Annotated in this window: 16 protein-coding genes, 1 tRNA gene and 2 pseudogenes; 12 read left to right on the top strand and 7 right to left on the bottom strand. The window is 32.0% G+C overall.

Annotation, left to right across the window (positions count from 1 at the left end; translation table 11 throughout):
* Nucleotides 1–40: 40 nt before the first annotated feature.
* The 5 genes from nusB to HSX44_RS01055 all read right to left on the bottom strand — a co-directional run bounded on the left by nusB (nt 41) and on the right by HSX44_RS01055 (nt 7,251).
* Nucleotides 41–523, bottom strand: coding sequence for a transcription antitermination factor NusB (nusB, locus tag HSX44_RS01075; protein WP_338063350.1), 483 nt, complete (start codon nt 521–523; stop codon nt 41–43).
* Nucleotides 523–954, bottom strand: a complete 432-nt coding sequence (locus HSX44_RS01070) for a 6,7-dimethyl-8-ribityllumazine synthase (protein WP_275602401.1) — start codon at nt 952–954, stop codon at nt 523–525. Before HSX44_RS01070 ends, nusB begins: the two co-directional genes overlap by 1 nt.
* Nucleotides 932–2,650, bottom strand: coding sequence for a membrane protein insertase YidC (yidC, locus tag HSX44_RS01065; RefSeq protein ID WP_275601934.1), 1,719 nt, complete (start codon nt 2,648–2,650; stop codon nt 932–934). The genes HSX44_RS01070 and yidC overlap by 23 nt, the downstream gene beginning before the upstream one ends.
* A gap of 457 nt (nt 2,651–3,107) precedes the next feature.
* Complete coding sequence (gene secF, locus HSX44_RS01060; protein WP_275601933.1) at nt 3,108–3,989, bottom strand: protein translocase subunit SecF; 882 nt, start codon at nt 3,987–3,989, stop codon at nt 3,108–3,110.
* Nucleotides 3,990–5,274: 1,285 nt separating this feature from the next.
* Nucleotides 5,275–7,251: a heme lyase CcmF/NrfE family subunit gene (locus tag HSX44_RS01055; protein ID WP_275601932.1), complete on the bottom strand. Its 1,977-nt coding sequence runs from the start codon at nt 7,249–7,251 to the stop codon at nt 5,275–5,277.
* Nucleotides 7,252–9,050: 1,799 nt separating this feature from the next.
* On the opposite strand from HSX44_RS01055, the gene prmC reads away from it, so the two are divergent.
* Complete coding sequence (gene prmC, locus HSX44_RS01050) at nt 9,051–9,887, top strand: peptide chain release factor N(5)-glutamine methyltransferase (protein WP_275601931.1); 837 nt, start codon at nt 9,051–9,053, stop codon at nt 9,885–9,887.
* Between the two features lie 457 nt (nt 9,888–10,344).
* On the opposite strand, the gene tkt is transcribed toward prmC, so the two are convergent.
* Complete coding sequence (gene tkt / locus HSX44_RS01045) at nt 10,345–12,369, bottom strand: transketolase (protein WP_275601930.1); 2,025 nt, start codon at nt 12,367–12,369, stop codon at nt 10,345–10,347.
* Between the two features lie 113 nt (nt 12,370–12,482).
* Here tkt and rpsD point away from each other — a divergent pair, with 113 nt between their 5' ends.
* The 11 genes and pseudogenes from rpsD to HSX44_RS00990 all read left to right on the top strand — a co-directional run bounded on the left by rpsD (nt 12,483) and on the right by HSX44_RS00990 (nt 25,067).
* Entirely contained in the window at nt 12,483–13,097 is a 615-nt protein-coding gene (gene rpsD / locus HSX44_RS01040) for a 30S ribosomal protein S4 (protein ID WP_014869080.1), read from the top strand.
* A gap of 9 nt (nt 13,098–13,106) precedes the next feature.
* Nucleotides 13,107–13,193 (top strand) — tRNA-Leu (locus HSX44_RS01035).
* A gap of 28 nt (nt 13,194–13,221) precedes the next feature.
* Nucleotides 13,222–13,422, top strand: a complete 201-nt coding sequence (gene iscX, locus HSX44_RS01030) for a Fe-S cluster assembly protein IscX (protein WP_275601929.1) — start codon at nt 13,222–13,224, stop codon at nt 13,420–13,422.
* A gap of 239 nt (nt 13,423–13,661) precedes the next feature.
* Complete coding sequence (locus HSX44_RS01025; RefSeq protein WP_275601928.1) at nt 13,662–13,832, top strand: hypothetical protein; 171 nt, start codon at nt 13,662–13,664, stop codon at nt 13,830–13,832.
* A 498-nt stretch (nt 13,833–14,330) separates the two neighbouring features.
* On the top strand, nt 14,331–14,690 hold the full coding sequence (locus tag HSX44_RS01020) for a DciA family protein (RefSeq protein WP_275601927.1): 360 nt from the start codon (nt 14,331–14,333) through the stop codon (nt 14,688–14,690).
* A 19-nt stretch (nt 14,691–14,709) separates the two neighbouring features.
* On the top strand, nt 14,710–15,024 hold the full coding sequence (rpmB, locus tag HSX44_RS01015; protein ID WP_275601926.1) for a 50S ribosomal protein L28: 315 nt from the start codon (nt 14,710–14,712) through the stop codon (nt 15,022–15,024).
* Nucleotides 15,017–15,889 carry a lipoyl synthase gene (gene lipA, locus HSX44_RS01010; RefSeq protein WP_275601925.1) on the top strand — a complete coding sequence of 291 codons (873 nt, stop codon included), beginning with the start codon at nt 15,017–15,019 and terminating at the stop codon, nt 15,887–15,889. The genes rpmB and lipA overlap by 8 nt, the downstream gene beginning before the upstream one ends.
* Before the next feature lie 202 nt (nt 15,890–16,091).
* Complete coding sequence (clpB, locus tag HSX44_RS01005) at nt 16,092–18,653, top strand: ATP-dependent chaperone ClpB (RefSeq protein WP_275601924.1); 2,562 nt, start codon at nt 16,092–16,094, stop codon at nt 18,651–18,653.
* 24 nt (nt 18,654–18,677) lie between these two features.
* A pseudogene (locus tag HSX44_RS04020) lies at nt 18,678–23,413 on the top strand (NAD-glutamate dehydrogenase).
* A gap of 5 nt (nt 23,414–23,418) precedes the next feature.
* Nucleotides 23,419–23,718 carry a Sec-independent protein translocase subunit TatB gene (gene tatB, locus HSX44_RS00995; RefSeq protein ID WP_275601923.1) on the top strand — a complete coding sequence of 100 codons (300 nt, stop codon included), beginning with the start codon at nt 23,419–23,421 and terminating at the stop codon, nt 23,716–23,718.
* A pseudogene (locus HSX44_RS00990) lies at nt 23,690–25,067 on the top strand (PleD family two-component system response regulator). The gene tatB and the pseudogene HSX44_RS00990 overlap by 29 nt, the downstream one beginning before the upstream one ends.
* 867 nt (nt 25,068–25,934) lie before the next feature.
* Here the strand turns inward: HSX44_RS00990 and surE are convergent.
* Nucleotides 25,935–26,684, bottom strand: a complete 750-nt coding sequence (gene surE, locus HSX44_RS00985) for a 5'/3'-nucleotidase SurE (protein ID WP_275601922.1) — start codon at nt 26,682–26,684, stop codon at nt 25,935–25,937.
* Nucleotides 26,685–26,693: the final 9 nt, after the last annotated feature.

The following is a 26,693-nucleotide window of genomic DNA, read 5'->3' as shown; positions in this document are numbered from 1 at the left end:
CTTCTTTCATTCTTCCATGCTAATACCGTTAAGAGAATTATTAAGAACACTTATTTAGCTTAACTGCATCTTTCGCTTTATCTAATAATCCATTAATGAAACCAATTTCGCTTGATTTATTAAGCAAATCAGATGCGATGTTAGTATATTCATTAATAACAACTGGAGCCGGCGTATCACAATTAATTAACTCACATATTCCAACACGCAAAATAGATAAGCTTATGAGATTCAACCGCGCAATAGACCAGCTTGGGTGTAAATAAAGTTCTATTATTTTATCATACTCTTCACTGTTTCTTATAACTTTATATGATAGCTCTTCTAAAAATTGATAATCAAACTCTTTACATTCAAATATATCTACTAACTTATTTACATAGTTCCTAAGCTCACAGTTTTCTAGCTTAAAGGTACTTTTGTCGTAGTCTATAAAAATATTTGAGTAAGCAACTTGTATAGTAAAAAATCTCGCTGTACTTCTCTTCATATACCACTTTCTTTCTACAAGCCTTTCCTCCATTAGCTTAACTTTTTATATAAATCTATCATGTATAAAACAGTCAAGGTTGCGTAATCACCTATATTCTTTTTGTTTTTACCAGTTCTTACTAAAGCTTTATCTTTGCTATCAACAGTAATTATGCCCATGCCAAAAGGTATTGCATAATACATAATAATAACTCCATTTAATACTTCGATTGCTCCTTTACAAAGGTATTGATAATGATCAGTTTCACCACAAATTACGTATCCAAAAACTAAATAACCTTCATAATTAATATGCCTATTTTTGACCGCAAAAAGAATTGCAGCCGGTATTTCAAATACACCAAGAACTTTAACTAGGTCATAATTAGTATTACCATCTTTCAACTTATCAGTCGTACCTTTAAGCAAAAAATCTGCTACTTTAGCATAATAAACTGAATTAACTATTAGTATTTTCAATATTTACACCCACTTTTCTTGTTAAGAAAAATTTCATTAAAGATTGTTGAATTAAAGTTATAATGTTGCTAAATATCCAATATATTACTAAGCCTGTAGGAAAAGAAGAAAAAATAAAGATGGAGATATAAGGTAAAAACCTCACGATATTTACTTGAATGTCATCTTTATTATTCTGATCTTTTTCACTGATTTTTTGCTGAACTATCATAGTAATGCCTAAAATTACTGGTAAAATTCCTATAGAAATAGGAAAATTGTAATTAAACAATCCAAATAGTGTAAAGATGTTTGTCGGATCAGGAGCTGAAAGGTCCTTGATCCATAAATAAAAAGGAGCATGCCTCATCTCTATGGTAACAAATAATACTTTGTACAGAGCAAAAAATACTGGTATTTGTACTATTATAGGAAGAATGCTTGACATTGGGTTAACGTTGTTTTTTTTGAACAGTGCAACTACCTCTTTATGCTGCTTTAAACTATCGTTTTTATATAATTCTTTTATGCGATTCACTTCAGGCTGCAGACTTCTTATTTTAAACATTGAAACATATGACCTGTTAGACAAAGGAAGCATCAAAAGTTTTATTACTAAGGTTAGCACCAATATTGCTAAACCAAAATTTTTTAAGATTAAGTTAAAATATTCAAGCAGTAAAAATACTGGCTTGGTTACGAAGTAAAGGACACCAAAATCTACAGCTTTATCAAACAAAGGTATATTGAGAGTACTTTTATAATAATCTAATAAATTCAATTTTTTTGCTCCAGCAAAAAAATAATTTACATTAGAAACACTTGTACCAGGAAATATGCTCTTGTAAGGCTTGACAAAATCCACTTGAAATTTATCAATGTTATTAACATTTATATGTTTGATACTAACGTTTATTTTGTCAGGTTTCTCAGGTATAATGGCTGTAAGCCAATATTTATCAGCAAAACCAAACCAACTTTTTTCACTTGTACTTGTTTTTATTAAACGTTTCTTGGCAATATCCTTATATGTCCATTCCTCTAGCTTATTATCAAACGTACCTAGTACTCCTTCATGCGATATCCAATAAGATTCATTAATATTATCACGTTTACGATTAATTTTACCATAAGGAACTAAGATTACATTATCCTTTGTATTATTTTCAACAATTTGCTCAATCTTAAACATGTAGCTGTCGTCAAGGCTAACTTTTGTTCTGAATACGATGCCATTTTTATTATCCCAAAACAAATTAACTATTTTTCGATTAGTTAGTTCAGCTTCATCAGTTTGCCAAATTGTTTTAGAATCTGGAATTTTAATTTTGCCACTTGGATCGAGCCAACCAAATTCTGCAAAATATACATCTTTTGATTCTGCAGGTGACAGCAATACCACCTGTGAAGAAGGAGAATTTAGTTCTAAGTAATAATTGGTTAAGATTAAGTCATCAAACCTGACACCTTTTAAGGAAACCGACCCTTTAACCATATTATTGGTTAGGTTAATCCTTTGTCCTTGAGTAGAATTAATAATTTCGGAACGATTTTGGTGTATCATAGAAGCAAGATCATTAAAAGATTCTATATGTTCAATATTTTCAATTGATTGATTATTTTGGTCTATATTAAGAAAATTATCGTAAATAACACACCAGGATACTATAATTGATACAGAAAGGATAGCTGCCAAAATTAGATTTCTTGCTTCTGACATAAATTTGAGCTAAATATACTTCCTTAAAGTGTATATTAAATATTGTACTGAAACAATAAAGTTTGCCTATTTTTAATAATAACTTTTAACACTAATCTTTTATTACTATCTATTATAATAGCTTCACATTTTAACAATATACACACAGTAAAAAACCCATTTATTTAACTACTAATAATAGTTATCACTAGAATGCTTATTGACTTATAAAGGAGTAGATGAAAAAATAGATTTCTCAGTACTTTTTCACCATATAAAGAAAAAATTCAAAACAAATTGTTCTATCTAAAAAATACACTTATGCTTACCTTAACTTATAAAATATTCAAAATTTAAAAATGCATGAAGCTGGAAAAGGTTAAGTAAGAGCTAGAATGGCTTAAATATCTTAAGCGAAAATAGGTTTTTGAGGTATTTTTGTTTCTCTGTAAGAGAGAATAAGCTAATATTATACATATTATATTATGAATCTCCTTATTAAAGCTCTGCAGGTTAATATAGGAGCAGAAATAAATATTGCAGAGCAAGTGCCAATTAAAATACCAAAGAAGATGATCAAGCTGAAGTCTCTGACTATACCTGTACAAATTAACATCAAGGGAAGAGCAGCAAGTAAAGTTGTACCTGAGGTTAAAACAGTACGAAATAATGTAGCGTTAATACTTGCATCTACTATTTTACTTATATGCCTCTCTTCACCATTTTTTTGATATTCTCGAATTCGATCGTACACAATTACTGAATTATTGATTGAATAACCAATTATAGTAAGAAGAGCTGCGATTGATGAAGTATTAAACTCAATACCAGTCAGGCTAATGAAACCAACAGTTAAAATTATGTCATGAACAAGTGCTATTATTCCACCAAACCCACATTGCCAGTTAAATCTAAGCCAGACATAAAAAAATATTCCAACAATTGCAACTAACATTGATAATATTCCTTCAAACACCTGTGATGAGCCTATTTGTGGACCAACATAGTCTACTTTTTGATAGCTTATCGAACTACCTAGCTTTTCTTCTAGTATACTTTTTATCTTCTTAATTTTATCTTCACTTCCTTCTTTTTTAAAGCGCATAACTAAATTATCACCTGCTTTTGAACTCTGCACCGTAAAACTGTTTTCTTTTAATACATTAAGAATAACATGATCTTCATTTAAAGACTTTATCTCTATCAAAATTCCTCCCGTAAAATCTATGCCTAAATTCACTCCACGTAACATGACAGTAAATATTGAAAGAATAACCAGAATAATACTAATTAGTATAGTCAACTTTCTGTATTTGCTAAATTCGATATCAAAGTTACCTGAAACGAGTCTGACTGCCATACTCTTTACTTAAACTCTAACTTTATATATTTTTCAAAAGATTTACTAGTTTATCTTGTGATTGAACTATACTAAGCTTTACTTTTTACGGTCAAGTAATATAATTTTTAGATCACATAATTTTACCAATTAATAAGCTATAGTTACTTAAAATATAATATCAACAGAAATACCTAATATAAATAAGTCACTAATAATTTAATTTTTACTTTGTTAATCTTTTCTTTGTGAATCTACATTCTTTTGAATAAAAAAACTATATCAACACATCTAATTCATTTTGTAAGTCTTGGTTACTAACTTTTTGCACTCTCGCATGCTCTATTAAACTTAATAACTCTTTTTCTGTTTTACGATCTCCAACTTCTAACAATTTTCTTTTACATTAAATATTATAACTTCAACTATCGTTAATAGTTTCTTTGCTATAGCATCTAATTTGCAATTCGCAAAAGATTGGTAACTTTTTTATATCTTTATATTTGCTGTTATAACACTCTGACCTTGCTTGCTAAATTTGCCTGAACATACCTCTTATCCCTTATCTTTTTGTCCTATAGTTTATAAATAAGATCTTACATATACTTTTTTCTCTTTAATTATCTATTCATCAGCTAATAAGTCAGTTGCTTAATAAATAATATTAGCAGAAAATCCTGCTTTAAGTAAGATCTCTGTTATTTTTATTCTCGCTGCTTCTGCATTACTTTTCTCTTCAGCTTAGATAGATTTGATTAGTTCAAGAATTGCTTTGTGTACTTTTCTATGAGATTATGCTCCCCTTGTACTTACTTTTAATTAAAATAGCTGTTTTCTCTTAGAATTTTTAGTCCAAGAAGCAGATCTTCAATATCAATTGAATAAAACACTTTTACTCTAATATAGAGAGCGTATAGATAAACTTCTTCTACCCTTGTCATATCTTAGTACTTGCTGTTTCGGTACTCTAATTTTGTTTATCAAATTTTTCTGAGTATATTTTCGCACTAGCCTCCAATGTTTTATCTTTTGCTATATTTTCTAATTTATAGAATCAGTACGTTTCTTATCATTACCATCATTGATATTGCTAACACTATTTTTTATGTAAATAAACTATATCCTGCATAAGGCTTTACCATAATATATTAATTTTTATAACTCTTTATATATTCATAATACAGCTATCTCTATGGTATCAGCTGTATAAAATTTCTATTGTAAGCTTTTATAAGATACCTATATTTCTCAATTAAATTTAATATAACCTTTTCCAAGATACAGTGGTATTAGCTACAACCTGTTGCTAGATAACCTTTGCTCGTTTATAAGAAGAAACAGCAGCGAAAAATGAGCCAAAAGCAATGAGAAAAGATCCAAGCCAAATTGTAGACATTCCAGGTTTGTAATATACTTTAGTAGCAATCTTATTCTTATTGATTTTGCCGATTATAACGTAAATATCAAAAAATAAATTGTGATAAATACTACTTTCAGTATTTCTCTGACCTTCCACAAGATAAAATCTGTATTCAGGAGTTACTTCACCTAGCACCCTGTTACTCAATAGATTCCTAATATCCATTGTGCCTCTTACTGCTTGGAAATTTTTCTCTCTTATTAATTCGATATTTCGTAAAGTGACCTCAAATTTATTGACTGTTATGCTATCCCCTATTTTTAAGTAGTTTTCTCTTTTCTCTTGCCAACCAACTGAACAGGTTATACCAAGTACTAGAATTGCTACTCCAGCATGAGCGAGCATCATAGCATAATAAGACCCGGAAACTCTCTTTGCTAATAAAATTGATTCTCTCAGTGCCATCTTAAATAAACGGATTCTTTTACTATATGCTTCCAAAATAAAGACTAATAATGCTACAGAAATGGTAATTGATAATATGATCATTAGCTTCATATGAAAAATAAATGGTAAAATAGCTGCAGCACTACAAAATGTGAATTTATATTTACGGAGTATTGATGATAAACTATTTCCTTGCCAACAACAATATTGTCCTACTATAATGAGCACTAGAACGACTAGCACAATAGGGTTAAATAAGGAATTGTAATATGGTGCTCCAACTGAAATAAGTTCACCAGTCAAATATTCGAGCATTATAGGGTATAATGTACCAACAAAAACAATAAAAAATGCTGTAATAAACAATAAATTGTTTATCAACATCATTGTAAATCGTGAAAAGAATCTTCTACTCCCTGGTATCTGATCAACTTGACCACCAGGTTTTATGCTTTCTTTCTCTCTAGATTTCAGTGTTAAATACTGTAATGACAACAAAGACACATGTTTTTTTCTCGTACACACTACAAATATTACTAAGCTGCTAATTACAATTACACTAAGTAAAGCTAATATATATAATCCATACCTTGGATCATCTGTAAACGTGTGCACTGAAGCAAGTATTCCTGAGCGAACTAAAAATGTTCCAGCTATACTTAGTGTAAAAGTTGTAAGTGCAAGCAAAGTAGCAAAATTCCTTAAAACATTAAAATTTTGTACTACAAGTAGCAAATGTATCAGCGCTACTGCAATTAACCACGGCATCAAGGAAACATTTTCTACTGGGTCCCAAAACCAAAACCCACCCCAACCAAGCTCACGATATGCCCACCAACTGCCAAAGCTAATGCCAAAAGTAAGCAATGACCAAGAGATAAGTACCCAAGGCCTGATAATCCTAGCCCAAATGTTTCCTTTAGTGTCTACAATTAACCCAGCTATAGAAAGCGAGAAGGGAACACTAAACCCAAGATATCCCAAATATAATATCGGTGGATGGATTGCAAGACCGATATCCTGCAATATCGGATTAAAACCAAGGCCATCTGTTTCAAGACTTGTCATTTTAACAAAAGGATTAGATTCAAGTAAAGTAAACAACAAAAAACAGAAGCAAATCAAGCTTTGAGTAATTAAGGACACCCTCTTCAATTTACTGCTATTATCAATGAAAGCACTCATCAGAAACAGGTAAAAAGTAAGCACCAAGGTCCAAAGCAGCATTGACCCTTCCTTATTCCCCCAAACACCACAGATTTTATAGATCAAAGGCTTTGTTGTATGAGAGTGATAATATACATTTTCGAGTGAGAAATCGTTTGTAATGTGGCAGTAAATCAAAATAGCCATTGACGCTGATACACAGAAAAATACAGCAATAGTAATAAATCGGTGAGAACTGAGCGGTAGAAATAAATATATTAATGATAATAAGCAAGCTGCTAGTAGCAATATGTTTCCAAGCTCAGACATAAGTTATAGATATTTATACAATGATATTACTAATAATAAGTTGAAAGTTAAAGTTTTAATATAAAAATAAAACTAGCATGATGCTTCCATACTTTACTGTACCAATCACGGTAACAGTAAGTAAAATTAAATATCAAGTTTTACACTTTTATTCTGTAGGATTGGTGTTGAAGTAATATCATAGGTACAATCAAGATTAGCAAATCTTTATATTAGTAAAAATAATAAAATAGAACAGCAATAACAAGTTAGTAATTGATTTAAAAAAATCTCTACGCTGTTTTGGGATTTTAAAAGTAAAGAAGATTTCAAATATAAGAAAAGCAAATTTATTAATAAAGAAATTTAGCGACTATTTGCTGATTAGCTTGCAAAGAAAACAGATTATATGTAACTAAGTAAGTTGTAAAATATATTATTTACAATGTTACTAGAAGTGCTTATGGTAATGTTTTCACGAAAGTTAAGTATCTAATAATCTAGTGCTGAATAAGAACCAAGGCAATAAATAAAGAAAAAAACGATTAAAGAAGCTATTGGTGTTTTCAAAAAGGTCAACATAAAAAAGCCTTTCATAAACTCTCAGTAGCAAAAAAGCAAACCAGAAAGTTTTCAAAAAATGTGAAAGAAACTCAAGAAAAGATTAAAATGAAGAGAGCAAAACTAAAAAAACTTACTGATAATAGACAATCAGTAGTAGAAATAATTAAAAATTTTTATAGGAGTTAAGGATAGCCTCTTTATCTATTTAAGTTAGTTAAGCTCAACTTTTTGTAGTAATGTTGAAATGTATTAGAATATTAGAAATCGTTTTAGGTAAAAAGAAAAGAACCAATTAAAGACTTCCTATTAAACCATGATAATTCGTTCAACGAAACGTATCCTAAATTACATGGTAAAAGAGACAACGTTACAGCAGTACTATCAAAGTAATGAGTTAAAGAGTCTTTATGACAAAGGTATAGAGAAAAAGAAGTATTGCAACCAATAGAATAGTACCTTATATAAAGAATATAGAAATTTATGTGATAAGATGAATCCAAGAATGCAATCGAAAAAAAAGAATAACGGAAGAAAAACTTGAGGAAAATAGGTAAGTCAATGCTAGCATAATTAAGTGACATAAAAAATATGGTTAGGTAGCCCTTAATTGTAAAAACTTTCAGAGTTCTTGCATAAGAAAAAAGTGAATATTCATTTAGGGATAGCGCATACTAAAAAATAATTAAACTTATATATCAGTAAAAGATTGCTGGATATCAGAAAAATTCGTCAAAACTTATCTTAAATAAAAAAATATTCGAAAGTATGTTGCATGAAATTAAGAAGTTATTCAATGTAGAAGAATTTAAGAAATTAGTAAATAATATATGGAGCAAGACAGGTTAATAAAAATTATGATTCAGCTTTATCAAACAAAACATACATAACAATTTAGATACTCTCAGCTGAGAAAAATAGAGAATCCTTTAATAGAACTAAGAAAAATTTCACAAAATAACGGTGAAAACTGAAGTAGATCAAGCTATAATTTATTTGACACTAGAATTTAGTACAGTTACTCTAACTTAGGCTTTGCATTTATGTATATCTACAAGCTGTCATCCAAATGGCACTGGCATTTGAGATCTAGAAAGTTTAATTGCAAATTGGTGTACTGTTTTTAATAGAATTATATAATGAAAATTAGGTCCTAGTATTAGTTACCTGAAGATGATAAGCAAAAAATGTAATGTTTTCCCTAGCAGACTTAAATCATAACGTTCGCACACAATTAAAAAGGTTAAACTTTTAGAACAATGAAAACGATCAGCACTTTAATTCAAGAAGGATCAAAACTGTTATCGTCGCATAAAGTTGAATCACCATGTTTGGATTGTGAGATCATAATGCAGCATGTTCTTGAAGTAGAGAGATCATACATAATTATGAACCGTACCGATCAAGTACCGATGGAGAAGGAAAAGTTATTTTGGAAATTAACAAAAAAAAGAGCGAAAAGGTATCCAATATCACAAATAATAGGTAAACGTGAATTCTGGAGTAAAAATTTTATAGTCAATCAGCATGTTTTGGATCCAAGACCAGACAGTGAGACAATAATTTTAGCAGTGTTAAAATGCTATCCAAACAAAAAGCAGAGATTAAAAATTGCAGATTTTGGCACAGGCACAGGTTGCTTACTAATATCCTTACTTAGTGAATATGAATATGCCGTTGGTGTTGGTTTTGAGAAGAGTTTAAAAGCATATAGAGTTGCTTGCCGGAATGTAAAAAGACATAATTTACTTGACAGAGCTAAAATACTTCCAAGTTCATGGACAGAGTGCAGAGGCTTATTTGATCTTATAATTAGTAATCCTCCATATATCAAAAGAAATAAATTGAAAGATCTGCAAGCCGAAGTACAAAAAGAACCGAGAATAGCCCTTGATGGTGGTATTGATGGCTTAAACTGTTACTTAAGTATTTTCCCAATATTGAGAAAGTGCCTTAGGAAAAATGGGTTTGTGATATTAGAAGTAGGTGAAGATCAAAGTGATATTGATAAAATAATTCCTTCATATGGATTATTTTTGCAAGAATATGTGTATGATTTAACGGGAACAAAAAGATGCATTATTATTAAGCAATAGACTTTTCTTATATAACTTGGAAAAAGAGTGTACATTTTAACATATTGGTGCTTTTTATAGTACTATATGCCCTTAAACTATCTTAAAAAAATTTACAAGCAAAGAAGAAAGGCANAAGAAATTCTAAACAGCTAATTATTCACTGCTTATCTTAATAATATAGATGTTTTTTGACGTCTTAAACATTTCATAAGCACATTTCAACTTGTATAAGCAAAAGACACAGAAGCTTTTAAAAACATACGGTGTACATAGTGCACCAAATACGCTAAATTTTTCTGTTATTTAATCTGCACAGAATAAAGATAAATAAGCATCTTCGATACTCTATACCAAAGAGGCTAGTGAAATTTATTAGGCAGTTCTTCTCTCCTATTCCCTCAAATCATAATATTTATACAGTTGTGCATCACATACTAACACAAAAAAGAATAGGGTTTCATATAGTTATATAAGCTTACTCAACATAAATCAGTTTCTCACACACACATTTTACTACATAATCAGCATTAATGTTAAAATATTTGTAAAGTACTTTATAAGGCGCCGATTCTCCAAAGCTCTCCATGCCAACAAATATACCGTTTGAACCTATATATTTGTGCCAACCAATTTCACTTCCAGCTTCAATTGCAACTTTAATGCTGTCATTACCTAATATCGTCTTTTTATACTCATCACTTTGCTCATCAAAAAGTCTCCAGCATGGCATAGAAACAACTCTTGTACCTATCCCTTTTCTCTGTAATTTTTCCCTTGCTTCAACCGCAATTTCAACTTCAGATCCGGTAGCAAATATCGTTACTTGTAATTTTTCTAAATATTCACATAAAATATACGCACCAAGCTTTGATAAGTTAGCGGATTGATCAATGTCAAAGTGGAATTTGCGTGTGTAATTCACACTTTGCCTTGAAAGCGCAAACAACGTAGGTGATTCTTTTTTTTCCAATGCAATACTAATGCATTCTAGAGTCTCAAGTGCATCAGCCGGCCTAAAAAGATACAAATTCGGTATAGCTCGAAAAGAGGATAAATGCTCTATCGGTTGATGAGTTGGGCCATCTTCTCCTACTCCAATTGAATCGTGAGTTGTTATATATATAATCTGCTGTTTCATCAAGGCTGAAAGGCGTATAGCGGGACGATAATAGTCAGAAAATACCAAAAAAGTGCCTCCATAAGGGATAATACCACCATGAAGAGCCATGCCATTCATACAGGCTGCCATAGCATGCTCTCTCACTCCATAATGAAGATAAGAACCATTGCGATTATCTCTATCTATTATCTTCATATGCTCATATTTAGTACAATTTGACCCGGTAAGATCAGCAGACCCGCCAATTAATTCTGGCATAGAATTAGTTAAAAATTCCATTACCCTGCCGAAAGAAAATCGTGTAGCTTCACTTGGCATTGCTTCATGTATTTGTTTCTTTAAGTTTGCTAAATCACTGTTAATATTACCTGGTAAACGTTTATCTAGCCGTCTTTGAAGTTCTGCATGATATCTTGTCCTTCCAGTATCATATACTGGAATCCATTCTTTTTTTTCTTCGTTATCCATACGTTTAAATAACACCGAATTATAGTTTTGCTTTGCTCTCTTAACTGCCTTCATCCAAGCATTTTTTATATCTTCTGGAACGTAAAACGGTTCATAGTTCCAATTTAACTTTTCTCTTATTTGCTTTATGTCTTTCTCTGTAAAAGCACCACTGTGAGCGGAAGCTGTGCCAGCACAGCTTGAAAATTTCCCAATGATAGTTTTGCAACAAATTAATGTAGGTTTATTAGACCTTTGCGCTTGCTCAATTGCGAGCGATATAGAGTCGAAATCATGCCCATCAATTTTATTAACGTTCCATCCATATGCTAAAAAACGCTTTTCTACATCATCAGAACAAGAGATGCTAGTAGCACCATCTATGGTGATATCATTATCATCAAAAAAGGCTATCAACTTATTCAATTTAAGATGCCCAGCAAGTGATGCTGCTTCGTGACTTATTCCTTCCATGAGACAGCCATCTCCTAACACTACATAAGTGTAGTGATTAATTCCAAACTGCTTTTCAAGAATCAATTCAGCAAGTGCCATACCTACTGAAATAGCGAACCCTTGCCCTAGTGGACCTGTTGTTGCGTCCACCCCAGGAGTTAGACAAAATTCTGGATGACCTGGAGTTTTAGATCTGAATTGCCTAAAATTTTTTAACTCATCTATACTAATATAACCTGTCAGGTATAATATGGAATATAGTAACATTGAACCATGACCATTTGATAAAACAAAACGGTCTCTATTGAACCATTTAGAATCATCAGAGTTGTGATTGAAGTATTTGGTAAACAAGATAGTTGCAATATCTGCCATGCCAAGTGGCATACCTAGGTGCCCAGAGCTTGCTTTTTGCACTGCATCAATTGACAAAAAGCGGATGGCATTTGCCATAGATTTCAAAAGTAGATAATTCATATGTCGATAAGAGAACTTAAAAGTAAAGTGTAATATACTATGTTAGCAAAAACAAGTTGACACTTAATACTAAAATCTTTAATAATCTAGAGTTATATTGTTAAGATTTTGATATGACAACTGTTGTTAGTAGAAAGTATAGAATCAGCCGTAGGCTTGGCATGAATTTATGGGGTAGGGTAAAAGACCAAGTAAACAAAAGGAAATACCCTCCAGGACAGCATGGTATTCTTGGGTTCAAAAGGTTATCTGATTTTGGTAAGCAGTTTGCTGCACATAAGAAATTTAAGTTTTATTATGCAATTTCAAGTAAACAACTCAGGCGTATATTTTTAGATGCTTATAATAGAAAAGGTTATACAGCTGATAATTTTATTGGTATCTTAGAATCAAGGTTAAGTGCTGTTTTATATCATTCTGGTCTTGTGCCAACAATTTACTCAGCAAAGCAACTTATATCTCATAAGCATGTTACAGTTAATGATAGAGTAGTTAACATATCAAGTTATCGAGTAAAACCTGGTGATATAGTGAAAATAAGAGAAAGCGCAGTAAAAATCCCTGTAGTAATAGAGACTATAGAAAAACAAGAACGCAAAGCTCCAGGTTATTTAGAAATAAATAGTAAAGAGCATTCAGTAAAGTATTTAAGAGTACCTCAGTATTCTGAAGTTCCTTACTCAGCAGATATGGAAGTTAATTTAGTAGTAGAATTTTACTCTAGGTAAAATAAAAGGGCCTGTGTGGCGGAATTGGTAGACGCAACGGACTTAAAATCCGTGGGTTTTGCGGCCTTGGGAGTTCAAGTCTCCCCATGGGCACCAGTTTAGTTTATGAAAAGATACAAGAAATATGAAATGGATCAATATAGAAAGCATTGTAGAAGCTTTAGAAAAAAAATTTCCAAACGAGGACATAATTAATATCAGATTTACTGAGCTTAAGAAAAAAGTCTTAGGTTTAGAAAAGTTTAACGATGATGAAAAGCGCTGCAATGAAAAAATACTTGAAGCTATTCAAGCAGCTTGGATTGAGGAGAGATCTTACAAATAGAAATGGCAGCTACTATTAAATGATCTTGTTTACCATTTTAACATATAATCCATAGCTATACAAACATTGTGATTTGAACCTACCAGCAGGATATCGTGTAAGTAGCTAACACTAGTAGCCAGTTGCTGTGCAAGCTTGTCAAAAAAATTTCTCTTAGTATAATATAAAAAGCTACTTTTATATTTAGCAGCAGTTCAGTGTGCTTACTTATAAGTAAAATTCCTGGATTTTAGTATAAAGTGTTGAATAACAACGAGAGGAAAAAATTCACTCCGGTAGTAATGATTAAACTAATTCTAATTAAAAGCAGAAAAGTTAATCAATTACGAAATGAGAGTGGCAGCATAGTATATAAAAGTTTAGTAAATGGAGTGATTGTAGTATGCCTGACAGATTCTGTATCAGCATAGATTTTTCATAAAATATTATCTTTTACGGTATGAAGATAAGGAGTAAAGCTGCATTCCAGCACACCACTATAATGCAAGATTTTTGACCTATTGTAAGACGAAAGGATAACAAAAAGCTATTTTATAGTGCAGAATATTTTACTACTATATTTATATAATCTTTAGATTAAGGAATACCTTTTTAATATTATTGATAATAAATTTATTTACTGATTGTTTTATCACAATTTTTTCAGTTCTACACAAACAATTTAAATAAAGTTGGTAGATGATGAAGGTGATTTAATAGAAAAGCTTAAATATATTGTACGTGATCTACCTTTAATAAGTCATCCTATCACACTTGATTCTAAGGTAGTAGTTATTCAACGAGGTTGATTTTATTAAACTTACCGTGATGGACTAGTTTTGTTATTGACGCGATTACTGAGGCTTGTGAATAATATTCATTACTACTATATTATAACTATAGGAAGGAATTTAGTTCATAGTAAAAAGATGCTTAGACAAAGTGGTCCAAGGAAATTAAGATCTATAATAGAAAGTTATGCATTAAAATGCATGAAGGGTAGGATGAGCAAAAATGAAATATGTCTTATTTTAAACTGGAGAAACATAGTTGGAGCAGAAATAGCAGAGTGTACAAAGCCAAGAAAGATTTCCTATGCACAAAATATAAATACAGGTGTGTTACATCTCACAGTAGCAAATGGTAGTAAGGCACTGGAAATTCAACATATGATCTCTCTTATAATAGAGAGAATCACGATATTCTTTGGCTATAAAGCAGTATATAGCATAAAAATTAAACAGGAAAGTGTTGATTATTTCACCATACAAGATAATCTTAGTACATAGAATAACTTGGTATATCAAAGTGAGTAGAGTTTGCGAACTAACAAACAGAAAGAAGTCTTTTGGTAATAAGGTATCACATTCAAACCGTAAAACAAAACGCACCTTTCTCTTAAATTTGCATAGTGTTACGTTGATGAGCAACATCTTAAATAAGAAATTTAAGTTTCGTGTGGCAGCGAGAACTTTAAGGACTATAGATTATAAAGGTGACCTTGATGCTTTTTTGCTCAACACAAAAACAGTTAAGCTAAGTGAGAAAGCACAGAAAATAAAAAGAAGGTTAAAAAAAGTTCTAGCAAGGCAAGAGGTAGAATTAGCCACTTCAGATGCATAGTAAACCTCCATGGCTCAGGACAAAAGCTCCAGCTAGTAAAATATTTAATGAAACCTTAAACACTGTTAAACAGTATAACTTACATACAGTGTGCGAGAAAGCCGCTTGCCCAAATATTGGTGAATGCTGGAACAAACGTCACGCTGCTATGATGATTCTTGGTTCTGTTTGCACTCGTGCTTGTGCGTTTTGTAACGTTGCAACTGGTACCCCTGATAAATTAGACCCTCACGAGCCAGAAAATTTAGCAAGGGCAATAAAAAAATTAAACTTGAAATATGTTGTCATTACCTCCGTTGACCGTGATGATTTATTAGATGGTGGCGCAAGTCAATTCATAAAGTGTATAGAAGAAATCAGAAAGATTACTCCAGAAACAACAATAGAAATTTTAACTCCCGATTTTTTAAATAAAAAAGGTGCATTTGAAGCAATTGCTGTTGCATCACCTGATGTCTATAACCACAATATTGAAACAGTGCCAAGGTTATATGCAAAGATAAGACCAAGGGCACGTTATTTTCATTCATTGTATTTGTTGAAAATGGTAAAGCAGACTAATCCTAAACTTTTCATAAAATCAGGGCTCATGGTTGGTCTTGGAGAAACAAAAGAAGAGGTACTTCAGGTCATGGATGATTTACGAAATGCTGAAGTTGATTTTATAACAATAGGTCAATACCTGCAGCCAACTCCAAAACATGCAAAAGTTGATAGGTATATTACCCCAGAAGAATTTGAGCATTATAAATATATTGCTTATTCTAAAGGATTTCTAATGGTTGCATCAAGTCCATTAACCAGGTCATCATATCATGCTGAAGAAGGTTTTAGTAAGCTCAAAGCTCACTATTTTCCAACATAGAAAATACTTGACGAGCTTTAGCCACAACATATAGCATTAATCTTTGATTTTATGTGATTTCCAGGAGTTTGGTAGTGGTATTATACGTATAAAGTTTAAGTTGCGTACATTAGGATAAATTTTTACCTAGTCAGCTGCTTTCAGTTTAAAATTAAGGAAGGAGTTACTATATATATTAGTAAATATTAGCTAAACTTACATTATGGATTTGAATAAATTTACCGAAAAAGCAAAGAGTTTAATCCAAAGTGCTCAAATGAAAGCGTTAGGAGCTGGACATCAAATTTTTATGCCTGAGCATCTACTAAAAGCAATGCTTGAAGATGAATCAGATTTAGTTCAGGATTTAATAGTAGCTTGTGGTGGGGATATACAGAGTATTTCTGATGCTATAAATAGTGCACTAAAAAAGTTCCCAGTAGTTGAAGGTCCAGGAAGCAGTGGCCTTCAACTTTCAAGAGAAATGGCAAGAGTTTTTGAGGATTCAGTAAGTATTGCTAGGAGGAATAAAGATACATTTGTTACTGTTGAGCAATTACTGCAGAGTTTAGCTGCACAGAGAAGTGATACTGTGGGTAAAATTCTAACAGAAAACGGTGTTACACAGCAGAAATTGAACTCAGTTATTACAGAAACAAGGAGAGATAACAGTACAGGCGCGTCAAGAATAAGGGGAAAATTGACTGTAGCAAAAAAATATACAAAGGATGTTACAGAGCTTGCTATGCAAGGCAAGCTTGATCCTGTAATTGGTCGTGATGATGAAATTAGAAGAACTATACAGGTATCGCTTAGGCGAACAAAGAATAATCCAGTGCTAATAGGTGAGCCTGGTGTTGGGAAAACTGCGATAGTTGAGGGACTAGCAAATAGAATTGTTACAAACGATGTGCCACTTGGTTTACGCGATGCAAAGGTCTTAGCCTTAGATCTTGGCGCATTAATTGCTGGAACAAAATTTAGAGGAGAGTTTGAAGAAAGACTAAAAGCAGTTATTAATGAGCTTTTGAAAACGGATGAGAAAGTTATTTTGTTTATAGATGAGCTTCATACTTTAGCCGGAGCAGGAGCAACAAGTGGTGCAATGGATGCTTCAAATTTACTGAAGCCTGCTCTTGCACGTGGAGAAATTCGCTGTATAGGAGCTACAACGTTAGATGAGTATCGTGAGTACATAGAGAAAGATCCTGCACTTGCAAGACGTTTTCAGCCTGTGTTTATCTCTCAACCAACTGAAGCTAATACTATTTCAATACTCAGAGGTTTAAAAGAAAAGTATGAAGTGCATCATGGTATAAGAATTACAGATGGTGCAATAATTGCTGCTGCAACGTTGTCCAATAGATATATAACAGACAGGTTTTTACCTGATAAGGCGATTGACTTAATTGATGAAGCAGCAAGCAGAGTAAGGATTGAAATGGATAGCAAGCCTGAAGTAATTGACGAACTTGAGAGGAAAATAATACAGTTGAAAATTGAGTCAGAAGCTCTAAAAAGAGAACACGATGAAAACTCTAAGCAGCGTTTAAAGAAAATAAATGAAGAAATTGAAAACCTAAACAGCAAATTTGCTGATTTGAACAGCAAATGGCAGATGGAAAAGAGTAAAATAGCTAGAATACAAGAGACAGCTGGAAAATTAGATAGCGCTAGAAAAGAGTTGGAATTGGCTCAGCGCAGTGGAAATTTAGGGAGGGCAGGAGAGTTGATGTATGGTATAATTCCTCAGCTTGAAAATGAGTTGAAAGATCAGGAGAAAGTTACTGATAGTTTCCTAAAAAAAGAAGTTGCTGAGAACGACATTGCAAATATTGTTTCGAAATGGACAGGTATTCCAGTTGATAGTATGATGCACAGTGAAAAAGAAAAGCTTCTTAGCATGGAAAATGAAATAGGGAAAAAGGTGGTAGGACAAAAAGATGCAATAGAAGCAATAAGTAATGCGGTTAGGCGCTCTCGCTCTGGCGTACAGGATACTAATCGTCCCTTTGGTTCATTTTTATTTTTGGGCCCAACTGGAGTTGGAAAAACTGAACTAGCGAAAGTTCTTGCTGAGTTCTTATTTGACAACCAAGGAACACCCCTACGCTTTGATATGTCTGAGTATATGGAAAAACACTCCATCTCGAAGCTAATTGGTGCACCTCCAGGATACGTTGGCTATGAACAAGGCGGAAGATTGACCGAAGCAGTGAGAAGAAGACCATATCAAGTAATTCTATTTGATGAAATAGAGAAGGCAAATCCGGACATATTTAACCTATTGTTACAGGTTTTAGATGAAGGTAGGCTAACCGATAGCCATGGCAAATTGATTGATTTTCGCAATACTATACTAATTTTAACTTCTAACCTTGGCGCTGAGATAATGCTAAAGGGAGTTGCTGACTCTATAAAAAGTGAAGTGATGCAAATAGTTAAGTTAGCATTTCGTCCAGAATTTTTAAACAGACTGGATGAAATTATTATATTCCATAGTTTAACCAAGGACGACATTTATCAAATAATAGATGTTCAATTTTCTCATTTACAAAAAACACTTGCTAAGCTTAAACTAAGTATAAGTTTGTCACAGGAGGCTAAAGAACTAATAGCACAAACTGGCTATGACCCTGAATATGGAGCAAGACCTCTAAAAAGAGTAATACAGGAATGTATTCAAAATAATCTAGCTAAGCTACTTTTATCGGAAGAAGTAACAGAAGGTAGTGAGCTAATAGTATACGCTCTTAATAATGAAATCTTAATTAAAAAGGTTTAAAGTGACTGTGTGTTGCATAAAAAAATGTATATAGATAATAATGTTGACACTGAATCTTTATTCAAGCTGATTAATCAAGAGAACAAAAAAGAAAAAGAAAAAATTAAAGAATTTATAAAATACTTTTATAGTTTTATTTACAATAGTGATTTAAAGGTTAATAATGGGTTCCTTTTGTACATTGCAAAAGACGCATACAACTTCATCCTCAAAAAGGAAAAAGAAAAAAGCAAATTGAAGATAAATAATGTAAATGATATACCAGGAATAAAAGGCAATTTTACTGTAGTTAAAATAACAAGTGACGACATGCCTTTTCTAGTTGATTCTATTGTTGCTACTATTAAATCGCACAATTTAACTATATGTTATTATAGTAATAGTATAATTAATATTAAAAGAAAAAGTGGACTGATTGATGAGATTTACGATTTAGAAGAGAATAATGGTGTAAAGGAGTCAGTAATATACGTAATTATTAAGGGTATAAGTGATAGTTTTATTAACACTCTAAAAGAATCTCTACGAAAAACACTGAAAGCGGTTAATTGTGTTGTAAAAGATTGGCTTCTGATGCTCCAGAAGATAGATGAAGTGAAAAATGAACTTTGTTCTCCCGTTCAGGCAACAGGTATCAAGGTCCATATTCAACCGTCACACACTGCTAATCAAGTTGTAGATTTTCTAAATTGGTTGCAAAATAATAATTTTTTATTTTTAGGTTACCAAGAGCGCATTGCTGATAAAGATGGCAAACTTGTTTCTAGTGATGAGAAAAATCTTGGTTTAATGAGAGTAAGCAAAGAATATCAAAGTTCTTCTGTTTCTTCTGAGAATTTGAATTTGTACATAGTAAGGTCAGATCTGATCTCAATAGTTCATCGACGTACATACATGAATTGTATAGGAATGAAAGAATTAGATGATCATGGTAACGTGGTAAAAGAGCGATATTTTTTTGGGTTATTTACTTCAGTAACAGAGGTTCAAGACATTCGCACTATTCCGATAGTAAAAAGTAAAGTCAAAGCAATAGAGAAAAAAACAGGATTTGTGCCTGGTGGGCACAATAATAAGGCTTTAGTTTCTATTTTACAAGCATTCTCTTGTGATGAATTATTCCAGTTAAATGAGGACGAGTTATTTAAGATTTGTACTTCAATTATGTCTCTTGCAATTAGGCCAAGAGTTAAACTCTTTTTAAGAAAAGTAGGGAATTTTATTAGTTGTATAATACTAATACCAATGCGATATGCTAGTGCCAGGTTAATGTTCAAGATACGTGATATATTGAAAAATGAGACAAGTGCGGAAAGTTCAGATATTTACAACAACCACATTATCAATGAATATGATTTAATGAAATTACATGTAGTCCTAAAGACTAAAAATGTTAGTGTCCTTGACGATAAAGTTTTGCACATCGAAAACAAATTAAGAAACATCACAGAAAAGTGGGAAGATCGTTTTATAGATAATCTATATAGCACTTTCAATACTGTCGAGGATATATTCATCCGTTACTGCAAAGCATTTCCAATAAGCTATCAGGAGAGTTTTGAACCTCACAGTGCATACTATGATATGAAGAAATTGGAAATAGTAAGAAGGAAAGGAATAAGTGAGGTTGATCTAAGGCTTACTCATGACAATCTTAATTATCAATTAAAGGTTTACACTCCAAGCAACGGGGGACTTGAATTATCGAAAATATTGAAAATTACTAAGAATTTGGGAACAAAGATCCTATCTCATAATAGTTATTACATAGAAATTAATGATGGAATGTGGATACACCATTTTGTGTTATCAAGAGTCGATGAATTAATAAATAATATCACTCTAAAAGAGCAGTTCGAGGTGACGCTTACAAAAGTATTCAGTAGAGAAATCAAAAATGACTATTTTAATAGTTTAATTATTATTGCTGGGCTGAAGTGGAAAGAAGTGCTTCTAATTAGAGCATTAAGCGCTTACCTAAAGCAAATATCATTTAACTATAACCCTGGATATATTCAAAAAGTGGTCTCAGAGCATCCAAAAATAGTAAAGTATTTGATACAACTGTTTCATGTAAGATTTGACCCTAACATAGATATCGATAGAGTAGAAACTACTAATATCTTCAAAGAAAAAATTGAAGAACTTCTAAAGGAAGTCAGCAATGTTTCACATGATTATGTTTTACGTTCTATATTTAACTTGATAATGTCTATTTTGAGAACCAGTTATTATCAGAACGATAAACCTTACTTATCTACAAAGTTTGATTCAAACAAAATAAACAGTTTACCTAATCCGCGCCCATACCGTGAATTATATGTTTACTCAAACCTCTTTGAGGGAATCCATTTAAGAGGAGGAAAATTAGCACGTGGTGGTTTAAGATGGTCAGATAGAACAGAGGATTTTCGCACTGAAGTTTTAGGGCTTATGAAAGCTCAGATGACAAAAAATGCAGTTATTGTTCCTGTTGGTGCAAAAGGTGGTTTTGTAATAAAGAAAGTCTATAAAGACAGAAATACTTTAAGAAAAAAAGGTATTGAGTGTTATAAGGATTTTATCAGAGGAATGCTTGATATTACTGATAATATAGTTGATGATAAAATAATTCCACCAAAAAATGTGATTAGGTATGATGAAGATGATCCATACTTAGTAGTTGCGGCAGATAAAGGTACTGCTTCATTTTCTGATTATGCTAANNCCAAATAGCCTCTGAATATCATTTTTGGCTTGGTGATGCATTTGCATCTGGTGGATCAGCTGGTTATGATCATAAAAAGATGGGTATCACGGCCAGAGGTGCGTGGATTGCAGCACAAAGACATTTTTGGAAGATGAACAAAAGTATTTATCAAGATGTGTCTGTTATTGGGATTGGAGATATGGCTGGCGATCTATTTGGAAATGGCATGCTGCTTTCAAGAAATATGCGTTTAATCGGCGCATTCAACCATATGCACATTTTCATCGATCCAAACCCTGATGTAAAAAATAGTTTCACAGAGCGTAAGCGTCTTTTTAAGTTACCATTTTCAACTTGGATGGATTATAACAAAGGTTTGATCTCTCAAGGTGGAGGAGTGTTTGAGCGTAGCAGTAAACAGATAAACGTTTCTCAAGAAATGAAAAAATGCTTTGGTATAACAGAAAATGTATTATCCCCAAACAGCTTAATCCGATATTTGTTAAAGGCAGAGGTAGATTTGATATGGAATGGAGGAATTGGTACGTTTGTTAAAGCAAAAAGTGAAAGCCATGACGTAGTTGGTGATAAAACAAATGATGAATTAAGAGTAAATGGCAGAGATATTAGAGCTTCTATGTTCATAGAAGGTGGTAATCTTGGTTGTACACAGCTTGGAAGAATAGAATATGCTAAAAGGGGTGGATACATCAATGCAGATTTTATTGATAATTCAGCAGGAGTAATATGTTCCGACCTTGAAGTTAACATCAAAATTGCATTTGTTTCAATTATGAAAGAAGGTGGTATTTCTTTGAAAAAAAGAAATGAAATACTGGCTAGCATGATAGATGAAGTTGCATCTAAAGTACTTGAAGACCATAACAGAATTGAAACAAAAGCATTACTCCTTGAATGCTTGCAAGCTAAGGAAAGGTTGGAACAGCACCATAGGTTATTGCTCAATTTGGAAAAATCTGGATTGTTAGAAAGAAGCATAGAATTCCTTCCAGCTGATGAGGAAATAGCAAAAATGTTGACTGGAGCAGAGGGCTTTAGCTCTCCTCAACTTGCTATTCTCATGTCTTATACTAGAACAGCAATAAAAAGTGAAATTATACACTCTGACCTGCCTGAAAAGGATTCCTTTTGTCATGATTACTTACTAAGTTATTTTCCACAAAAGATAGTAACAGAATTCAGGAATTTCATATTGAAACACCAATTACGCAGAGAAATTATTTCTACTTGCATTGCGAATGATGTAGTGAATAGGATGGGGTGTATATTTATTAATAATCTAGTTGAAAAAACTGGAATTAAGGTGTACGAAGCAGTTAATTTATATATTATTGTCAATCACCTATATGGCNTAAGTAGCTTATGGCGAAAAATTGATGAATTAGATGAAAAGATTGATGTTAACTCATACTTGCAAGTGGTAAGAAGTGTGCAAAAGTTCATTGGCAGGGTATCATTTTGGTTAGTAAAAAATCTAGATAAACTTAGCTTTATAGATTTGGATGATGTCACAAAGTTTAAGAATGCAATTGAAACTTTAAGCCAGAACTTAACTCATGTTTTAGATGAACATCTGTTGGAAAACTATCGTTACGGATCCGTTTCTTTAATAGAACTTAATATAGACAAAGATCTAGCTAAGAAAGTTGCTGACTTATGCATTTTAGCCTATGCATTGGACATTATACTCATTTCTGAGCAAACATCTTTATCTATTCTTGATGTTGGCAAAATATACTTTGAGCTAAAATCACTACTAAGATTCGATCTGATTAGAACAATTGCCATTAAGATGAAAAATCGTTCTTCTTATTGGGATCGTAGCTTAATCAATGATTTATTGGATGATTTAAGCAATTATCACTATAAGTTAGCTATTAAAGTTATAAAATTTACTAATGACTGTGAAAATAAGGTTCAAACTTGGGCCCGTGATGATATAGGTTACATAGAACGTTACAATAGCTTCTTAGATGAAATGGTTGCTTCTAAACTTGATTTAAGCAGATTAATATTTATAATTAAAAGAATTAAAGTACTTGTCTCATAGGAAAAATGTTTAGCATAGGTCTTCCAGAAATTTTAGTTGTAGCTTTAGTGGGTATAATTGTTCTTGATAAAAGCAAAGTACCTGTATTTATTAGTTTTATTAGAAGTATATATAGATACTTTATAATTATAAAGTCAAGAACTAGAAACTTGTTAAAAAATACTGGAATCGAAGACTTATATTATAAAAAGCATGATACTGAAAAAGTAAATTACATAGTTGGTAAAAATGGCAAGTTTTATCCTAGTTACAATATAGATAATATATCCAAAGATAATGACAGCGAAGATACTGGTAGTCGATGACATACTATCCAATGTTCAGCTTTTAGAATCTCAAATAAAAGCTGAGTACTATGCAGTTATTGTAGCTCATGATGGTAAAGAAGCTATAGACTTAGTAGCAAAGCAACAACCAGATATTATATTGCTTAATATCATGATGCCGAAAATAAATGGCTTTGAAGTTTGCAAGAAACTAAAGAGGGATCCCTTAACAACTCATATTCCAATAATTATGGTAACTACACTGCATAATACTCACGATAGAGTGAAAGGTATTAATGCTGGTGCAGATGACTTTCTAACTAAACCAATAGATGAAATTGCTCTGTCTGCACGAATTAAGTCTCTTACACGCCTAAAGATAATAATAGATGAATTGCGTTTAAGAGGGAGAAACTAATGCTAAAATTAATCTGGTAGAAGGAAGTAGTATCATGGGTTATTCCAACCTGATTTCTGATGCTAACATACTTGTTATAGATGAGGATATCTTTCAGGCAGAGCAGATATATAATGTACTGAAACAACGCTTTAGGTTGATTAAAATACTAAATGATCCAACTGAAGCATTAAAGGTTAGTATTAAAGATAATTATGATCTAATCATTTCGGACATGCAATTTTCGAGAACCAATGGCCTACGTTTATGTTCCGAGTTTCGCAGTAAAGTAGAAACACGTTATACACCTATTCTGATTCTTTCTGAAGATTACGATAAAAGCAACTTAGTAAAAGCGCTGGACGTTGGTGCTAATGATTACTTAACAGTGCCTTTAGATGAAAGTGAATTGATAGCAAGAATTAATTTACAAGTGAAACACAAGAGGTATCAAGATGCTTTAAGAATGAACTTATTCAATAATGTGGAAATGTCTATAAAGGACCCATTAACTAACTGTTACAACAGGAGATATTTTGATACACACTTAAGAAACCTTGTGAAGAACTCTGTAGAAAAGAATAAAAGGCTATCCCTTATGATACTTGATATAGACTATTTCAAGGTAGTGAATGACAATTTCGGACATAGTGCTGGCGATGAACTTTTAAAGCAAATACAAAAAAGAATTTCTAAAAACATAAGAGTAACAGATTTGCTAGTTAGGTTTGGTGGCGAGGAATTTATTGTTGTAATGCCAGATGCTAGCACATCAGATGCGTATGTTGTTGCTGAGAGGATACGTAAAATCATTGCTATAGAACCTTTTACGTTTTCAGAAAAAAATAAAACTCACAATGTAACTGTAAGTATTGGAATTACAGAAATGCAAAAATCTGACCTTGATAATATCAAAAAATTTATAGTACGTGCTGACAGGTATTTATATAAAGCAAAAAATAGTGGCAGAAATAAAGTAGTTACTGACTAATCCCTAAATGAGACATATGATTAAGGTAATGTAATGTACATTCACAGGTATAGTTTTCCTTTCACAATTAAATCAATTTTTAATTCTCTTTTCCAGCTTTTTAGTAATTTTCTCTATTAAAAGCCGAGTTCACGTTTTGAAATTCCTTAAAGGAAACTAATTTCCACACATCATACTTTAATGTAAAGCTGAAAATAACCCTGTTCTTATGTTCCCAAACTCCGTTGTGTAGAATTTTATTGTGTTTATTTATAAAATATATAAATATAATAACTTTTCATACTAGATGTCATCATCAGCTACTTAGATGATTCCATAAGAACAACTGGGATGACGTAATAGAAGTGCTAAAATGACTTCTCATTAGTAGGAATTGATTTTATGATTGTAATATTTATACAATTTTCAACTATAAATATTAAGAAATTTACTAAGCAGAGAAAGAAGACAAAAGAAACCCCGTAATAGCTAGTTATTTTTTCTTACCCTATAAGGTGATGTTCTATACTGCCTTAAATGCTTTATAGGTGTGCTTCAACTTATATAGTAAAATCCTGAAACTTAATGAAGACATAAAGTACACATAGCACACAAAATTAAACGTAAGATACCAGCTATATAATACTTTCGTTGCTCAATTTATATAGATTGAAGATAATTAAATAATCTTATTCTTATAATAAAGAGAATAGAAGAGTTTGTTGAGCAGTTTTTAACCCTGCTCTTTATAACTGAAGCCCAATGAACAGTTACTTAGTGATACAACCTATCACTTCACTCGCACCTAAAAAGGTGCGAAGCAGGAAGCTATTACACCTAGTAGGTACATACTATTTGGCTAACAAAAGATTTGCAAATGTTTTTTAATTAACTAAGGAAAAATTTATTCGCATAAGAATTTTTCATAATATTCAATGTATCGTAATCTGTAAAATCTAGTTTTATTGGCGTAATAGTAATAAATCCTTCTTTGATTTTACCTACACTACCACTACCTGAATACTCTCGAGACCAATCTAAACTTAAAGAACCATCTGAATTTTCAGTAAAAGTCAAATCTCCATCAATATTATATTCGCCTTGTTCGGCAAATTCTACCCCTTTCACTTTTTCTGTAGCAGGAAAATTTACACTCATTGCTATATTTTTAGGCCAGCCAATTTCGACTAATTTAGCAGTAACTTTTGGCGCAAAAACCTTTGTATTATACCAATCTATCCCATTATGATAATATACTTGACTTAATGCAATAGAAGGTATAGATCTTGCAGCGCTTTCCATTACAGCACCAATTGTTCCTGAATAACAAACATCATCTCCAACGTTTGATCCAATATTTACTCCAGACAGTACTAAATCTGGTTTTTTATCCATAATCTTATTCAGTGCAATGATAACACAATCCGCCGGGGTACCAGACACACTGAACTCCTTTTCGCCATGTCGATTTACTCTAATAGATTGCCTTATTGGGTAGTCAAGAGACCTTGCTGCTCCACTCCTGTTAGTATCTGGTGCCACTACCCATATTTCTGAAGCAAGATCTCTTGCAACCTCTTTGAGTAATTTTATTCCTTCACTTTCAAAACCATCATCATTAGTTATTAATATAATCATACAAAATTT

It is taken from the genome of Wolbachia endosymbiont of Onchocerca gibsoni, from assembly GCF_029169405.1.
In the GTDB taxonomy this organism is placed as follows: domain Bacteria; phylum Pseudomonadota; class Alphaproteobacteria; order Rickettsiales; family Anaplasmataceae; genus Wolbachia.
Note: the sequence above shows the minus strand (reverse complement) of the source record. Positions and strands in the feature narration are given on the sequence as shown.

Bases quoted from the DNA above. Each gene is read 5' to 3' on its own strand.
- nusB (WP_338063350.1), bottom strand. From the start codon at position 523: ATGGAGGAAAGGCTTGTAGAAAGAAAGTGGTATATGAAGAGAAGTACA.
- yidC (WP_275601934.1), bottom strand. From the start codon at position 2,650: ATGTCAGAAGCAAGAAATCTAATTTTGGCAGCTATCCTTTCTGTATCA.
- secF (WP_275601933.1), bottom strand. From the start codon at position 3,989: ATGGCAGTCAGACTCGTTTCAGGTAACTTTGATATCGAATTTAGCAAA.
- HSX44_RS01055 (WP_275601932.1), bottom strand. From the start codon at position 7,251: ATGTCTGAGCTTGGAAACATATTGCTACTAGCAGCTTGCTTATTATCA.
- prmC (WP_275601931.1), top strand. From the start codon at position 9,051: ATGAAAACGATCAGCACTTTAATTCAAGAAGGATCAAAACTGTTATCG.
- tkt (WP_275601930.1), bottom strand. From the start codon at position 12,369: ATGAATTATCTACTTTTGAAATCTATGGCAAATGCCATCCGCTTTTTG.
- rpsD (WP_014869080.1), top strand. From the start codon at position 12,483: ATGACAACTGTTGTTAGTAGAAAGTATAGAATCAGCCGTAGGCTTGGC.
- iscX (WP_275601929.1), top strand. From the start codon at position 13,222: ATGAAATGGATCAATATAGAAAGCATTGTAGAAGCTTTAGAAAAAAAA.
- HSX44_RS01020 (WP_275601927.1), top strand. From the start codon at position 14,331: ATGCTTAGACAAAGTGGTCCAAGGAAATTAAGATCTATAATAGAAAGT.
- lipA (WP_275601925.1), top strand. From the start codon at position 15,017: ATGCATAGTAAACCTCCATGGCTCAGGACAAAAGCTCCAGCTAGTAAA.
- clpB (WP_275601924.1), top strand. From the start codon at position 16,092: ATGGATTTGAATAAATTTACCGAAAAAGCAAAGAGTTTAATCCAAAGT.
- tatB (WP_275601923.1), top strand. From the start codon at position 23,419: ATGTTTAGCATAGGTCTTCCAGAAATTTTAGTTGTAGCTTTAGTGGGT.
- surE (WP_275601922.1), bottom strand. From the start codon at position 26,684: ATGATTATATTAATAACTAATGATGATGGTTTTGAAAGTGAAGGAATA.